We start from the raw sequence: 15,233 nt of genomic DNA, 5'->3' as shown, positions 1-15,233 counted from the left end.
GACGCGCTCCGGCGCCGCCGTGTCGGCGCAAGCCGCGTTCCTGTCCGCAAAATTGCGCCATGCTGGCCGCCCTGCCGTATCGCGCCGTACCCCGGTTTGCCGTACACCCGTTCGCCTTGCTGTTGCTGGCGCTGCTTGCTGCCGGGTGCATGCCGCAAGACATTCCCCCGCCGTTCGATCGTGCGCCCCAAGCGCAGGCAGAAAAAGGAAGGCAGTTGCTCGCGCAATACCAGTGCGGCAGTTGCCACGCCATTCCAGACGTGCAGGCGGCCCGCGGCCGCATGGGCCCCACGCTCGCCTCGTTCGGCCGCCGCAGCTACATCGCGGGCCATGTGCCGAACGGGCCCGAGCACCTGGCCAGATGGATCGTTTCGCCGCGCTCGCTGGTGCCCGGCACCCTCATGCCGGCAATGGGCGTTTCACCTGACGACGCGCGCGACATGGCGGCCTACCTGCTTGCACTCGAATGAGCGAAGGCCCGCCGCAATCCGCACTCAGGGCCGCCGGGCCCGTCGCCGGCACGCTGCTCGAGGTGAGCACTGTGCTTGCGGTCGGCGGCACGCTCATCTTTGCGGGGGTAATGCTGCTGCTGGTGCTGGCCGTTCGCCGCCGCAGCGGCACCGTGAACACACGCTGGTGGCTCATTGGCGGCGGCCTGGTGTTTCCGACTGTGGTGCTTGTGGCGCTTTTCTTCTACAGCGAATGGCACCGGCCGCCCTGGCGCCCCATTCCGCCAGCCAACGCGCTGATCGTCGGCGTAACAGGCCACATGTGGTGGTGGGAGGTGCGCTACCGCGACCCCGCCACCGGCGTCGAAGTGGTTACCGCCAATGAAATTCGCATACCGGTCGGGCGGCCCGTGTACTTTGGCCTTGGCAGCGCCGATGTGATTCACAGCTTCTGGGTGCCCTCGCTCGGCGGCAAGATGGACATGCTGCCCGGCCGCGTGCAGCACCTGCAGCTGCAGGCCGACCGGCCCGGCACATGGCGCGGCCAATGCGCGGAGTATTGCGGCGAGCAGCACGCGCGCATGGCGCTGCATGTGGTGGCAGAAGAGCCCGCCGCCTTCGATGCCTGGCTCGCTGCGCAGGCAAAGCCCGCGGTTGCGCCGGCCCCCTCGTCACCCGAACTCGAACGCGGGCGCGACGCTTTTCTTGCCCACCGCTGCAACGCCTGCCACACCGTGCGCGGCGTGAGCGAAGAAAGCCGCCTCGGCCCCGACCTGACCCACGTGGGCAGCCGGCTGCACCTGGGGGCCGGCACCGTGTCCAACGAACCCGCCCAACTGGCTGCCTGGGTGGCCCACACGCAGCAGCTGAAGCCCGGCGCGCGCATGCCTTCGTCCGGCAATCGCATCGGCGATGCCGACCTTCAACTGATCGCGGGCTGGCTCGCGCAACTGAAATGACCCACGCAGCGACCGCGCCAGCAACCCTGCCCCCGCGCCCCGAAGCAGAGCGCGAGGCGCTGGAGCGTGCGTGGAAACCGCCCACCGGCTGGCGCCAGCTCTCGGCGGTCAACAACACGCGCATCGGCGTTTTCTACATTGCCACGGCCATGCTCTTCTTTGTGCTGGCCGGCATCCTGGCGCTGTTGATGCGCACGCAACTGGCGGTGCCCGGCAACGGCCTGATCGACGCCAACACCTACAACCAGCTCTTCACGATGCACGGCACCGTGATGATGTTTCTGTTTGCGGTTCCCATCGTGGAGGCCGTGGCCATTTATTTGCTGCCGGGCATGCTCGGTGCGCGCGACCTGCCGTTTCCGCTGCTCTCCGCGTATGCGTTCTGGGCCTATGCCATTGGCGGCCTGGCCTTCTTCTGCACCATTTTCTTCGGCGAGTCTCCGGACGGCGGATGGTTCATGTACCCGCCCCTTACCGGCAAGGAGTTTTCGCCCGGGCGCGGCGCCGACTGGTGGCTGCTGGGCATCGGGTTCATCGAGATCTCGGCGATTGCGGGCGCCATCGAATTGATCGTGGGCATTCTCTTCACGCGCGCGCCGGGCATGAAGCTCATGCACATGCCCATCTTTGCCTGGGCCATGCTGGTGAGCGCGCTGATGATCGTCATCGCGTTTCCGGCCGTGATTGCCGCCACCATGCTGCTGGAGCTGGAGCGCGCATTCGACTGGCCGTTTTTCATTCCTGCGCGCGGCGGCGATCCATTGCTGTGGCAGCACCTGTTCTGGTTTTTTGGCCACCCCGAGGTCTACATCATCTTCTTGCCCGCGGCCGGCATGGTCTCGATGATGGTGGCAACGCTGGCCGGCACGCCGCTGGTGGGCCACCGCGCGGTGGTGCTGGCGCTCATCGGCGTGGGCGTGGTGAGCTTTGCGCTGTGGGCGCACCACATGTTTACCGCAGGCCTGGGCAACCTCTCGCTGCTGATCGTGTCTGCTGCGAGCTTCATTGTGGCCATACCCAGCGGCGTGCAGGTGTTCGCGTGGATTGCCACCTTCTGGCGCGGCCGCGTTGCGCTGAATGCGCCTACGCTGTTCTTGCTGGGCTTTCATTTCATCTTCGTGCTGGGCGGGCTTACGGGTGTGATGGTGGCGGTGCTTCCGTTCGACTGGCAGGCGCACGACAGCTACTTCATCGTGGCGCACCTGCACTACGTGCTCATCGGCGGCATGGTGTTTCCGGTGTTTGCGGGGTTCTACTACTGGGCGCCGCTCTTCAACGGCCACTGCCTTTCGGAGCGATGGGGCCGGTGGGTGTTCGGGCTCATGTTCGGCGGATTCAACCTGGCGTTCTTTCCGATGCACATCGCGGGCATGCTCGGCATGCCGCGGCGCGTGTACACCTACGATGGCAGCCTGGGCTGGAACGCACTCAACATGCTGTCGACCGTAGGCGCCTATGTATTGGCGGTCGGCGTGCTGCTCTTCTTCATCGATACGTTTCGCACCCTGCGGCGGCCGCCCCGCGACCACGGCGACCCATGGCGCGCCGGCACTCTCGAATGGCTGCCGCCGCGCGAATACGGCGCGCGCAGCATTCCGCAGGTCGGTTCGCGCTATCCACTCTGGAAGAACCCCGCGCTGCCGCAAGAGGTAGAGGCCGGCCACCACTGGCTGCCCCGCACCGTGTTCGGCGGCCGCGAAACGCTGATGACCAGCCTGCGCGACGCGCGGCCGTTGCACCTGCTGCGCCTGCCCACCGACAGCTGGTGGCCGCTGGGCGCAGCGGCCGGCACTGCGGGCTTCTTTCTGCTTCTCACGGTGGCGCAGACCGTGCCCGCGTTTGCGTGCGGCGTGCTGGCCATTGCATTCATCCTGCGCTGGCTATGGGATTCGGATCAGCCGCCGCCGGTTGCAACGGTGGACGTGGGCCATGGCGTGCACCTGCCGGTGGGCGCGCACGGCAGCACATCGCATTCGTGGTGGGCCATGATCGTGCTGATTGCGGTGGACATGACCATCTTCGTTTCGCTGCTCTACACCCACGTGCACCTTGCCATGGCAAGCGACGTGTGCCCGCCACCCGGCGCCGCCCTGCCCGCCACGCGTTGGCCGCTGGCCACGGCCCTGCTGCTCTCAGCAAGCTCGGCCGCCATGCTGGCCGCCACGCGCCTGGCGCGCACCGCGCATGCAAACGGCCAGCGCCTGCTGCGCATGCTGGTGGCGCTGGCCATCGTGGCCGCAGTTGCCGCAGCCGCGCTCGACATCGCCGGGCACGTGCTGGCGCAACTCGACCCCCGTGCGCAAGGCTGGAGTGCATCCGTCGGCATGCTGCTCGGCTACCAGGCCTTTCACATTGCCGTGCTCATGCTGATGGGCGGCTATGTGCTGGTGCGCTCGTGGGCGGGGCGGCTGCTGCCCACGGCGCGCGCGACCATCGACAACACCGGGCTCATGTGGCATTGCGTGGCGGCGCAGGGAATCATCGGCGCACTCACGGTGCAACTGGTGCCGCGGCTGCTGGGTTGAAGCGCTACGCAGCAGCCACGTGTGCGCCAATCATCCAGCAGGCGGCGGTGAAGCGAGCCTCCGCGCCGTGCACATAGGGCTCGAACGCAGCGCGAACGGTTTCGACAACCTGTGCGCGCCTGCGCTCGTCCGCCTCGTCCTGAAGAGCCAGGCCGACCGGGCCGAGCCGGGTGAGATAGGTGAGCAAGTCGCTTTCTGAAAACGTGCACTCCACGTCGATCGCGCGAACGTCGATGCCTGCCCAGCCGCTCTCTTCGAGGATGTCGGCAACCCGGCCTTGGTCTGCAAAAGCAAACTGTCCCGGCGCGCCTGGCTTGCGGGCCGGCAGGTTCGGCAGCAGCGGCGCCGCCGCCCGCTCGGCCGTGGTCATGAACGGGTTTTCTGCCGCGCTGCGCCACGCAATAGCCCTCAGCGCCGCGCCATCCCTGGCAGCGTGCCGCAGGTTCGCAAAGGCTTGCACCGGGCTGTCGAAAAACATCACGCCGAAGCGCGAAACGATCAGGTCGAAACCCGCGGGCTCGAAGGCGTGCCTCTGCACATCGCCGCAAATGAAGCTTGCGTGGGCGCCCTCCCGCTTGGCACGCGCCCGAGCGGCGGCAACCATCGGCTCCGAAATATCGGCGCCGGTGCAGGCGCCCTCTTCGCCCAGCGTTCGTGCGATGGCCAGCGTGGTCGCACCCGTGCCGCAGCCTACGTCGAGCACCCGGCGGCGCACAGCCAGTGCGCGTGCCTCGCTCACCAGCAGGTTTTCAAACGGCGCGAACAACCGGTCTAACGAGGCCTGCGCGTCGACCCAGGCGCGCCCTGCGCGGCCGTTCCACAGTGCGGCCTGTTCATTGCCCTCAATGTCGTGCTGCTTGATGTTCATGATCATCGCTTTCCTTGCATGCCCCAAGAGGCGGAAGCTAGACTGTGCAACTTCAAGTCGACTTGAGGTCAAGAGCCGATGGCAGCAATTCATATGGACATTGCCGAAGTGGCGCAGCAATCAGGCGTTCCCGCATCGACGCTGCGCTTCTACGAAGAAAAAGGGCTCATCGCCTCCACCGGCCGGCGCGGCCTGCGCCGCCTGTTCGACGCCGGCGTGCTCGAGCGGCTTGCGCTTATTGCGGTCGGCCGCTCCGCGGGCTTTTCGCTCGAAGAGATCGGCCACATGTTCGCGCCCGGAGGCGTGCCGCGCATCGACAGGCAAATGCTCGCGGCCAAGGCCGACGAACTCGACAGAACCATCCGCAAGCTCACTGCCATGCGCGACGGCTTGCGCCATGCCGCCGCCTGCCCTGCGCCAAGCCACATGGAATGCCCGACCTTCCAGCGCATCTTGCGGGCTGCACCACGCACGGGCGGCCGAAAGGCGCCTACAACACGACGGTCTCTCGACCGATGTGGCTGAATTTTTCAAGGCGGAGAGTTGCAGCTCTGGGCTTTGCAACATTCAACGCCGTCATCCCCAGAAATGCCGGCCGGAGACATCCTTTCATGACCAGTTCCAATCCGGTTATTTCTTCAGAGCGTGTCGAGGGGACCACCGTGTACAACGCGGCGGGCGACAAACTCGGCACCATCGACGACCTCATGATCGACAAGGTTTCGGGCCAGGTCCGCTACGCCGTGATGGAGTTCGGCGGCTTCCTGGGCATGGGCACCGACCGCTACCCCATTCCCTGGCCCATGCTGAAGTACGACCTTTCGCAAGACGGCTACGTGGTGCCGCTGGACAAGGCGCAGCTTGAAGGCGCGCCCAAGTATGCGAGCGACCGCGTGCCTGACTACGACGACACGTACAGCGGCACGGTCGACAAGTATTACGGGCTGTAAGAGAGCCAGAGGGAACGTAGAGCGCATCCCCGCCGGGCCATGTAGTAGCGGCGGCGGGGAGCCTCCTCCTCCTCAATCGACCTTCGATGCCTGGAAGTAAGGCTGCGAGGACTCCATGAACGCATGGTGCAGACGGGCGAGTTCGCGTGCAAGCTGCTGCGCCTGCAAGCGGCCTTGCTCCGAGCCCGCCTTCATCTCGCGAACAGCCGCCTCGAAGCGAACCGTCGCGTCTTTCCACTCGCCATAGCGTGCGAGGAATTCGTCCCAATCGAGGGCGTTTTCTGCGCGGGGCCCTTGCAGCGGTGTTTCTCCGCGCGCGGCCTGGAGCTCCCACGGACTCGCCTCGACATTCGGCCCCTCGGTGAATTCGTCGGCAGCCTTTTTCAGGTCTGTGGGCGATGGTGCGGGATGACCGCGGTCGTGAGATCCGCTCTTGTCGACAGGTTGGTTGAGTTGAGCCATGAAATTCTCCTGAAAGTTTCTTCATGGCACGCTCTGCGATTTCGAGCAGCGGGGATGTCGGACGGATGCCGGGCAGGTGGTCGGTTCATTGGGAATTCGAGGAAGGCCTGCTCGCTATACTGGGCCGGTCACGTCAGAAAACGGCGTGATCGGGATTGGCGTCCCGAAGCACCTCTGCGACGCAAGCCGCAGATTTCTCCGCAGAGACTCTGCGGCTTCTGTCGTTCGTGCCTCCAGTTTTGGCGGCTCGAGCAGGGAGCCGCAAGGCTCGCCGGTTCTCGCAAGAGGTGCCCGGTACGCCAACCTGTTCGAGCTGCCGCCCCAATTGGCGTTGGGTGCGGTGGTTTTTGCAAACCGCACCTCTTGGAGGCCACTCATGGCTGCATCCGCTCGCGCGCCCGCGCTTCCTGCCCTTTCCGAAAAAGTCACAGCTGCGCCGGACGCGATATCCAGTTCTGACGCCGCAGCTGAATCAAGCTTGCGCCCACTGCAAGACAGCGCCGAGTCGCTCGCTCTTCAGGCATCCGATGACATCAGCAATATTCACGACGTGCACCGCGCATACGCGTGCCTCGAAGGACTCATCGAGCCACGGCGGTTAAACGACCCGGCAGAGGTCTATGTGAGCCGCAGTGAGCTGAGCGCGCTCCTGCGGTTGCTCAACTTAGAACTGCAACGCCGCATCGAAACCGCTGAAACGACGATTGAATCGGTGCGCCTCGCCCTCGCCTGAAGCAACGTAGCAGGCACGTTTTCATTGCCTTGCCATCGCCAAAATACTGTATATTTGTACAGTATAAAGTTCTAAGGCCATTGAGTTCGTCGTGCGCGTGAAGATGAAACCCCGATACCGCGGCGGCACCCGGCTGAGCAAGCGGGAGTTCGTCGATCAGCCGTGGCTGTGCGGAATGCTGACACTGCGAGACATAGAAGGAAGGACGCAGCTCGGCCTGTGGGAGGCGCGCCCAGACGACGTGCCGCCGCCACTGGGCATCCTCTGGCGCCCCGAGGTGGTCGCCTGCGCATTCGACACCATCAGCTTTGCCGGAACCGAGCAGATCGCGGGGCGATGGTGCTACCAGGTCTGGTACTGCGAAGTGCACAGCCTGCCGGGGGCCCTATCGTTGGAACTGTTGCAAGCTGCTGCGAGAGCGAACCATGAGCCAAGCTGAGCTCAGTCGCTAAAAGACGTCGTCTCGGCGTTCGAGCATCCGCAATGGCGAGCTCCTCGGCTGCGGCAAGACGGCTGCTGTCTTGAGGGAGAGGTGCCTGCGCGCGACTTTGAGCATGACCAAGCGGCGCGTCGGCGCGGAAAACGTAAGGGCAGAATACGGCCAACTGCAGACCTTCGTCATGAGCCTACGTACGCGCATTGGAATCGCCTTGCTTGCAGCCATCGCTCTGACGGCTGCGGGAGTGTGGCTGGGCCGCGAGCTTTCCATTGATGGCTGCCTGGACCGCGGAGGTTCTTGGGACTACGACCATGCCCGGTGCGTCATGGTGACGCCGTAGGCCCGCAGGCGGCCAGTAGCGGACATTCGACGAAGGAGTCCAGATTGGAGAATCTGCACCGGAAGAGAAGGTGGTGGCCTTGTCCGCGGCTTTTGCCCCTGCTAAGGACCACCCACCCGCCGAATGATCTTCAGCGGCTCCCAAGGTTCGCCGCTGAGAAAATCCGACCTCTAGAAGTCGGCTTGCTGTTCTTTTTGCTCGCGTTCGTGTGCGACGCTGTGTGTTGCTTTTTCGGGTAAAGCTTGCCGTTGCGTCGCAGCATGGAAGCCTCATCGGTGTTTGAGCGAATCAGAAAGACAGCGTATAAGGAGCATCTCGCTGCGGAAAGGGTGTCCACGATGAGCTCGGATTTCGATATCACCGGCAGACAGTCCATCCTGATCGTCGACGATACGCCGGACAACCTGTTGCTGATGAGCAGCCTGCTCAAGGATCTCTACGCGATCAAGGTGGCCAATGGCGGCGAGAAGGCCCTTCGGATCGCTCGGGCCGGCCACGCGCCGGACCTCATCCTGTTAGACATTCTCATGCCTGGCCTGTCGGGCTACGAGGTAGCGCGGCAGCTGAAGGCCGATGCACCGACCCGAGACATCCCGATCATCTTTCTGACCGCGCTGTCCTCCGAAGACGACGAGACTTTCGGGCTCGAGCTTGGTGCGGCCGACTACATCACCAAGCCGATCCGGCCGCCAGTACTGCTGGCGCGGGTGGATACCCAACTGAAGCTCAAGGCTGCGGCCGACTTCCTGCGCGACCAGAACGAGTATCTGGAACAGGAGGTCGCCCGGCGCACGCGGGAAATGACGGCGATCCAGGACGTCACGATCCACGCCATGGCATCGCTGGCCGAAACGCGCGACAACGAAACCGGCAACCACATCCGCCGCACGCAGCACTATGTCAGGGTACTGGCGGAGCATCTGCGTGAGCATCCGCGTTTTCGCCATTTCCTCGATGACGCGACGATCACGCTGCTATTCAAGTCGGCGCCGCTGCATGACATCGGCAAAGTCGGCATACCAGACCGCATCCTCCTCAAGCCGGGCAAGCTGACCCCGGAGGAGTTCGAGATCATGAAGACCCACACCACGCTGGGCCGTGATGCTATCGAACAGGCCGAGCGGCAGCTCGGCACCGACGTCGCCTTCCTTCGGCTGGCCAAGGAAATCGCCTACGGCCACCAGGAGAAATGGGACGGCAGCGGCTATCCCGAGGGCCGTTCCGGCGACGACATTCCGATCGCCGCGCGACTCATGGCCGTGGCCGACGTCTACGACGCGCTGATCAGCCGCCGGGTTTACAAGGATGGCATGTCCCACGAGCAGGCCGTGAGCATCATCCAGGATGGCCGTGGTGCGCACTTCGATCCCGACATCGTCGATGCCTTCCTCGCACGTGTTGACGACTTTCGCGAGATCGCGGCGCGATTTACCGACAGCGACGAGGACATGGCCAAGAAGGCCGAGGCATTGATCTACATCGCCGACTCGGCGTGAGCGGCATCTTGCTGTCGGCCTACGCATACCTAGGGTGCGTCGCCGCAGTGCCGACGGAGCGCCGATGAGCAAACTTCTTGAACTGCTCGAACGTCTGCCCCTGCGCCACAAGCTGATCCTGGGATTCGGCTCGCTGCTGCTGTTGTCCTTGGTACTTGGCGTGCAAAGCCTGCTCTCGCAGGATCGGCTCAGCCGCGACTTCGAGCGGCTTCAAGCTGAGGAGGTCGTCGGCATTGCCCGCGCGAAAGAAGCGCAGATTCATCTGGTGCGAATGCGTCTGACCCTGCGCAACGCGGTCGGCGCGCCGAGCCTTGCGCAACGAGACGAGTTCTTGCAGGAGTTTGAGAGCGCTCGCCGCCAACTGCAGAGCGCGCTCGCGCAGATCAAGCCCACGCTTCAGCGGCGTGAAAACATCGAGAGGCTGGAAGAATTCGAAGCGCTGCTGGCACGCCTGGAGCGTGCCAGCACACAGGCCGTGGACATGTCCGGCCGCGGCTTGCGCGCGCAGGCGCAGGCCTTGGTGGCCGATGGTGCCGTCGAGCAACTCGCCCAGCAGGCCGATCGTCGGCTCGCCGATATCGCGGCCGTGAAGGAACAAAACGCGGACCACGCGTCCGACGAAATCCGCCGCTTCGCGGCTCGCAATGCCGCTGTGTCCCTTGCGCTACTGCTCGGCGGCCTGGGGCTCACGCTGGCGCTGTCCTGGGCGATCGCACTATCGATCCGCCGGCCCGGCAACCGCGTGCGACAGGCCGTTGACGCGTTGGCTCGCGGCCAGCTCGACCAACCGGTGCCGTGCACGGGGCTGCCCAATGAAATGGGTGAACTCGCGCGCGCCGTCTCTCAGTTGCAATCCGAGCTGCGGCAGCTCGAAGTGCAACGGTGGAGCAAGCACCACCAGGCGCACATCCAGGCCGAACTGCAGCATGCGGCCACGCCAGCCCAACTCGCGCATCGCTTCTTAGGCGGTGTCGCTCCGGTCCTTGGCGCGACACAAGCAAAGCTATATCGGGTTGATTTCGATGCGCAAAGCCTCGAGGTAGCCGGTACACATGGCATCGCGACGGATCGGCCTTCCTCCCCCCGGGTATCTTTCGGGGAGGGACTTGCTGGCCGGTGCGCGCGGGAAGGCTGCGAGATCTACATCGAGCCGCGGCCGGAGTCGGGTGAAAACTTCCCGGGATGGGCGGCCGCGCTGCCGATTTTTCAGGGAGAGCGCTTGCTTGGCGTGATCGAGTTTGCCTCCGACGCCGCACCCGGCGACAAGGAACTCGTGTTGCTGCGCGATCTGCAGCCCAGGCTGGCAATGAGCCTTGCCGTCATCGAACGCAACGAAGCCGTACAAGAACTGCTCGACCAGACTCGCAAGCAGTCGGCGTCGATCCAGGCCCAGGCAAATCGCCTGGAAGACCAAGCCAGGGAGTTGGAGGCGCAGCAGGCCGCGCTGCAGGCGACCAGAGCTTGGTACCAGGGCATCGTCCAAGCGGCGCCGGACGGCATGCTCGTCATCGATGCCGCCGGCTGCATCCTACTGACGAATCCCCAACTCGACCGCCTGTTCGGCTATCCCGATGGAGAGTTGATCGGCCAGCAGATGGAAGTTCTGGTGCCTCCCGACAGTCGGCCGCGCCACCCCGGACTACGTGCGGGCTTCGTGATCCATGGCGTGAGGCGCCAGATGGGCAGCGCGGAAGCCGACCTGCAGGGACTTCGCAAAGATGGCACTCGATTCTCGGTCGAGATCGGTTTGTCGCACCTTCCTGCGATCGAAGGCAGGGGCGTTTGCATCTGCGCATCGGTGCGCGACATCACCGACCGCAAGGCGGTCGAAGCGGAAGTTCAACGGGCACGCGAGTTGGCCGAGGAGGCAACGCGTGCGAAGAGCGACTTTCTCGCAAACATGAGCCATGAGATTCGCACGCCGATGAATGCAATCATCGGCATGAGCCATCTGGCGCTGAAGACCGAGCTGAATAAGCAGCAACGCAACTACATCGAAAAGACGCATCGCGCGGCCGAGAACTTGCTGGGCATCATCAACGATCTCCTCGACTTCTCGAAGATCGAAGCGGGCAAGATGGAGTTGGAGCAGATGCCATTCCGGCTCGAGAACGTCATCGACGACTTCGTGAGCATGGTCGGACTGAAAGCCGAGGCCAGGGGTCTTGAGTTACTGTTCAGCGCGCCGTCGGACCTGCCGACGGCTCTGGTCGGCGACTCCTTGCGCCTTGGCCAGGTGCTGGTCAATCTAGGCAACAACGCGGTCAAATTTACCGACTCGGGGGAGATCGTCGTCAGCGTGGAGGCGCAGGTCCTGGGCGACCACCTCGTGGAACTGCACTTCCGAGTCAGCGACACCGGCATTGGCATGACGCCGGAACAAACCGGACGACTGTTCCAAGCCTTCAGCCAGGCCGACAGTTCAATCACCCGCAAGTACGGCGGCACGGGCCTGGGACTGACCATCTCCAAGAAGCTGGTCGAAATGATGGGAGGGCGCATCTGGGTCGAGAGCGAGAGCGGCAAAGGTTCCGTCTTTCACTTCACCGCCCGCTTCGGACTGCAGGTGCAACCGCAGCCGCACCGCATGCTCAACGCTGACGAACTGCTCGGGTTGCGCGCCCTGGTGGTCGACGACAATGCGAGCGCACGCGAGATCCTGTCGACGATGGCCGAGGGCTTCGGCCTGGAGGTGGACGTAGCACGCAGCGGCCACGAGGCCCTGCTGCTCGTGGCCGCTTGCGAGCGCAAGGGCCTGCCCCACGATCTCGTGCTGATGGACTGGAAGATGCCGGGCATGGACGGAGTGGAAGCCGCGCAGCGGATTCATGCGCAAGCACCTCGGCGACCGCCCGCAGTCATCATGGTCACAGCCTTCGGCCGCGATGAGGCGCTGGAAGAGGCCGACCTGCGCGGCATCCGCTTGCCCGTGGTCCTGACTAAGCCAGTCACGCCTTCAACGCTGCTGGAGGCGATTGGCCAGGTGCTCGGCAAGGGGCAGTTGTCCGAGACCCGCACCGCAGAGCATTCCAAGCAGAATGCGTTCGCGATGGCCCAATTGGCCGGTGCACGCGTGCTGCTGGTCGAGGACAACGAGATGAATCAGGAGCTAGCCCAAGAGCTGCTGGAGAGCGCAGGCATCCAGGTCGTCATCGCGGCCGACGGGGAGAAAGCACTGCAATTGCTCGAGGACGGCGGCGTGTTTGACGGCGTGCTGATGGACTGCCAGATGCCGGTGTTGGACGGCTATGCGGCCACGCGCAGGCTGCGCGAGCAGCCACGCTTTGGCGCATTGCCCATCATCGCCTTGACCGCCAATGCTATGGCCGGCGATCGCGAAAAGGCCTTGGCCAGCGGAATGAACGATCACATCGCCAAGCCGCTGAACGAGGCCACGATGTTTGCGACCATGGCGAAATGGATTCGACCGGCAAAGGCATTTCCTGCAGCGCGAATACCCAGCCACCAAGCGGTCACGCCAGCGTCGGCGGTTCAAGGTCTTCCCGTCCTGCCGGGGATCAATCAAGCGGCGGGCTTGGCCACTTGCCAGGGACGGTTCGATCTGTATCGGCGAATGCTCGACATGTTCCGGGAGTCTCAAGGATCGTTCGCATCGGTTTTCGCGCAGGCCCTGGAGGGCGACGACAACTCTGCGGCGGGTCGGACAGCGCACACTTTGCGTGGAACGGCCGCCAGCATCGGAGCGGCGGATCTGGCACACGCCGCAGCCGCGCTCGAAGACGCCTGCCAGAAGGATTTGCGCAGCGACGCGTTTCGCGATGCGCTGACTACAGTGCAGAGTGAACTGGCGCTCGTGATGAACGGCTTGAGGGCGCTCGAATCTCCGGGGCGCCCAGCACGAACGGAAATTGTGGCCGAGCTAACGCTGGCCCGTCTCGGGCCATTGATCGAGCGCTTGAAGCAGCGGCTTGCTGATAGCGATCCCGCTGCGCTGGAGCTCTCTGCGGAGCTCGAGGAGATCGTTGCCGGCCATCCTGAGCACAAGTCAGCCGTACGCTACATTGCCCAAAAGATCGATTGCTTCGAGTTCGAAGATGCAATGGGCTTCCTCGATACGTGGGCGAGCGGTTGGACGCCGGTCACCTCGAGCGACGGAGATTCATAGTGGTGCGGTGAACAGGCGGCACGCAGTTGCGCGAGCGCGGATACTGGGCATCCTTACTTAAGAGCACTGATCTCGAAAGAAGTCATGCGTCTGGGGTCTTGCTCAAGCGCGGTGCCCGTGCGCAATTGAGTTGATAGGGGCTCTCGCTCCGTCGAGCATGTGCGAGGCGGCTTGGTTTCGAGTGACTGCTTCAGAGCAGTACGTAGGACCGCAATGGGCCCGAAGCCGAAGTTCAGAAAACCCTAAAGCGGTCGTTCACCGACTTCAAATCCACCTTCATGATTCACGAAAAGAATGAGGCTGCTGTCCTCGGAATAGACCATTGCGTCATCTCGCCCGTGGCGGAAAATGTCCTGCCAGTTGTCGACAAAGAATGCCACATCGCACTTGAAGCACGCGGTCCTGCCGAGCACTACGACAAGAGATTGACCGGCCGGCAGCCGGCTCCGCAACCATGTGGTCCCCGCTTCCACATCGTCGCCAAACTTGAGGCGCTCGATCCCCTGGACCGATGCTTGACGAAGTCCGAATTGAGTCTGGGAATCGATGTAAGGAGCTCAGGCGCTTGCCAAGCCGGTGTAGAGGCCGCGCTCAAAAGCACCGAATAGTTCGACCATTCGCGCGTCGTAGAACGGCAGCAGTTGCGTGAATACCGCACCGGTCACTTTCTTGACCGGGTCGACCCAGAAGTAGCAGTTGAGCAGCCCGGCCCACGCGTAACTGCCTGCGCTGCGACCGTTGGGCCCGGGCTGCGTGTTGATGTCGAACGAAAGGCCCCACTTCTGCGGCATGCCGGGGAATAGGTCGGCGTCGTTCGACCACGCTGCCGCGGATGTCTTCAGCGGGTTCACGTTCAGATCGCCGATCTGGTTCTGGCGCATCATGGCCACCGTCTGTGGCTTCAGGATGCGGGCGCCACGGAACGTACCGCCGCTCAGCAGCATCTGCAGGAGGGCCATGTAGTCGCGCGGCGTGCCGAACAGGCCACCCCCGCCCGAGAAGAACTCCGGGCGCTGCGGCATTTCGAACGGCATCGACTTGAGCGAGCCATCCGACTGGCGGATGTACGTCGTCGCCACGCGACGCTTCTGCGCACTGCTGATCAAGAAGCCGGTATCGATCATGCCGAGCGGCGCGAAGATGTTCTCGCGGAAGTAGACCTCGAGAGATTGATCGCTAACGGCCTCGACGATCTTGCCCACGGCATCCATGCCCGTGCCGTACTGCCAGCGATCACCCGGGTCGAACTCGAGCGGGGCGGCGAACGCGCCGTTCTTGCTTTCGGCGATATCGGGCAGACCCGTGAACTTCTCGTACTGGGCCAGCTTGTCGCTCCAGTTGCTATAGGTAAGGCCCGAGGTGTGGGTCAGCAGGTGGCGCAAGGTGATTGGCCGCCTGGCGGGCCGCAGCGTGGGTGCACCAGTCGCATCGAAGCCTTGCAGAACCTTGGGCGACGCCAGTTCCGGCATCAGTTTGCCCACGGGATCGTCAAGTTGCAGCTTACCCTGTTCGACGAGTTGCATGCAGGCGACTGCCGTTACCGCCTTCGTCATTGACAGCAGCCAGAAGACGGTGTCGAGCGACATGCCTGGGCCGTGCGCCGCGTCGCGCTTGCCGAACGACCCTTCGTAGACGATGCCTTTGTCAGTCGCACCTACGGCAACGACGCCAGCGACTTGCCTCCCGTCAACAGCACGCTGAAGCATTCGATCTATCGAGTTGAAGGCGCCACTGCGAGGGTATTTGGCCACCGGGCTCGGGGTACGTGCCGTCGCCGCCATAACTGGGGCGCTCGCCAACTGGGCGAGCGCGGGGACGGTCATCAACGTGGCAGCACCTTTGAGCAGATTGCGCCTACTGAAGTCTTGGTTCATGTTCATGACTCC

The 15,233-nt window shown here is 63.9% G+C and carries 13 protein-coding genes; 10 read left to right on the top strand and 3 right to left on the bottom strand.

Annotated elements, in window-relative coordinates; genetic code table 11:
• Positions 1–59: 59 nt before the first annotated feature.
• Genes J2X67_RS13190 through J2X67_RS13180 form a run of 3 tightly spaced genes read left to right on the top strand, consistent with a single transcriptional unit; the run spans position 60 to position 3,933 of the window.
• Positions 60–470, top strand: coding sequence for a c-type cytochrome (locus J2X67_RS13190; RefSeq protein WP_309953618.1), 411 nt, complete (start codon positions 60–62; stop codon positions 468–470).
• The gene (locus J2X67_RS13185) at positions 467–1,408 is read left to right on the top strand and encodes a c-type cytochrome (protein ID WP_309953616.1); all 942 of its coding nucleotides are present in this window, start codon (positions 467–469) and stop codon (positions 1,406–1,408) included. Before J2X67_RS13190 ends, J2X67_RS13185 begins: the two co-directional genes overlap by 4 nt.
• Positions 1,405–3,933: a cbb3-type cytochrome c oxidase subunit I gene (locus J2X67_RS13180; protein WP_309953614.1), complete on the top strand. Its 2,529-nt coding sequence runs from the start codon at positions 1,405–1,407 to the stop codon at positions 3,931–3,933. Before J2X67_RS13185 ends, J2X67_RS13180 begins: the two co-directional genes overlap by 4 nt.
• Before the next feature lie 4 nt (positions 3,934–3,937).
• Here the strand turns inward: J2X67_RS13180 and J2X67_RS13175 are convergent, their stop codons facing one another.
• Entirely contained in the window at positions 3,938–4,801 is an 864-nt protein-coding gene (locus tag J2X67_RS13175; RefSeq protein WP_309953613.1) for a class I SAM-dependent methyltransferase, read from the bottom strand.
• 78 nt (positions 4,802–4,879) lie between these two features.
• On the opposite strand from J2X67_RS13175, the gene J2X67_RS13170 reads away from it, so the two are divergent.
• Together J2X67_RS13170 and J2X67_RS13165 are read left to right on the top strand one after the other, a co-directional pair.
• Positions 4,880–5,326, top strand: coding sequence for a helix-turn-helix domain-containing protein (locus J2X67_RS13170; RefSeq protein ID WP_309953612.1), 447 nt, complete (start codon positions 4,880–4,882; stop codon positions 5,324–5,326).
• An 86-nt stretch (positions 5,327–5,412) separates the two neighbouring features.
• The gene (locus tag J2X67_RS13165) at positions 5,413–5,751 is read left to right on the top strand and encodes a PRC-barrel domain-containing protein (protein ID WP_157613327.1); all 339 of its coding nucleotides are present in this window, start codon (positions 5,413–5,415) and stop codon (positions 5,749–5,751) included.
• Between the two features lie 72 nt (positions 5,752–5,823).
• Here J2X67_RS13165 and J2X67_RS13160 read toward each other — a convergent pair whose 3' ends face one another.
• Complete coding sequence (locus J2X67_RS13160; RefSeq protein WP_309953610.1) at positions 5,824–6,213, bottom strand: hypothetical protein; 390 nt, start codon at positions 6,211–6,213, stop codon at positions 5,824–5,826.
• A gap of 376 nt (positions 6,214–6,589) precedes the next feature.
• Between J2X67_RS13160 and J2X67_RS13155 the strand changes: the two genes are divergently transcribed.
• The 5 genes from J2X67_RS13155 to J2X67_RS13135 all read left to right on the top strand — a co-directional run bounded on the left by J2X67_RS13155 (position 6,590) and on the right by J2X67_RS13135 (position 13,347).
• A complete protein-coding gene (locus J2X67_RS13155) occupies positions 6,590–6,946 on the top strand; it encodes a hypothetical protein (RefSeq protein WP_309953609.1) in 357 nt (118 codons plus the stop codon).
• A 103-nt stretch (positions 6,947–7,049) separates the two neighbouring features.
• Positions 7,050–7,385 carry a hypothetical protein gene (locus tag J2X67_RS13150; protein WP_309953676.1) on the top strand — a complete coding sequence of 112 codons (336 nt, stop codon included), beginning with the start codon at positions 7,050–7,052 and terminating at the stop codon, positions 7,383–7,385.
• A gap of 115 nt (positions 7,386–7,500) precedes the next feature.
• Positions 7,501–7,725 (top strand): hypothetical protein, encoded by a 225-nt coding sequence (locus J2X67_RS13145; protein WP_309953608.1) that lies wholly within the window; start codon positions 7,501–7,503, stop codon positions 7,723–7,725.
• Between the two features lie 338 nt (positions 7,726–8,063).
• Positions 8,064–9,221: a two-component system response regulator gene (locus J2X67_RS13140; protein ID WP_309953606.1), complete on the top strand. Its 1,158-nt coding sequence runs from the start codon at positions 8,064–8,066 to the stop codon at positions 9,219–9,221.
• Between the two features lie 64 nt (positions 9,222–9,285).
• Positions 9,286–13,347 carry a response regulator gene (locus J2X67_RS13135; protein ID WP_309953605.1) on the top strand — a complete coding sequence of 1,354 codons (4,062 nt, stop codon included), beginning with the start codon at positions 9,286–9,288 and terminating at the stop codon, positions 13,345–13,347.
• Between the two features lie 557 nt (positions 13,348–13,904).
• Here J2X67_RS13135 and J2X67_RS13130 read toward each other — a convergent pair.
• Positions 13,905–15,221 carry a serine hydrolase domain-containing protein gene (locus J2X67_RS13130; protein WP_309953603.1) on the bottom strand — a complete coding sequence of 439 codons (1,317 nt, stop codon included), beginning with the start codon at positions 15,219–15,221 and terminating at the stop codon, positions 13,905–13,907.
• Between the last annotated feature and the right edge of the window lie 12 nt (positions 15,222–15,233).

The organism is Variovorax sp. 3319, assembly GCF_031456585.1.
Lineage (GTDB): Bacteria > Pseudomonadota > Gammaproteobacteria > Burkholderiales > Burkholderiaceae_C > Variovorax > Variovorax paradoxus_P.
This window is presented reverse-complemented; position numbering and strand designations above follow the sequence as displayed.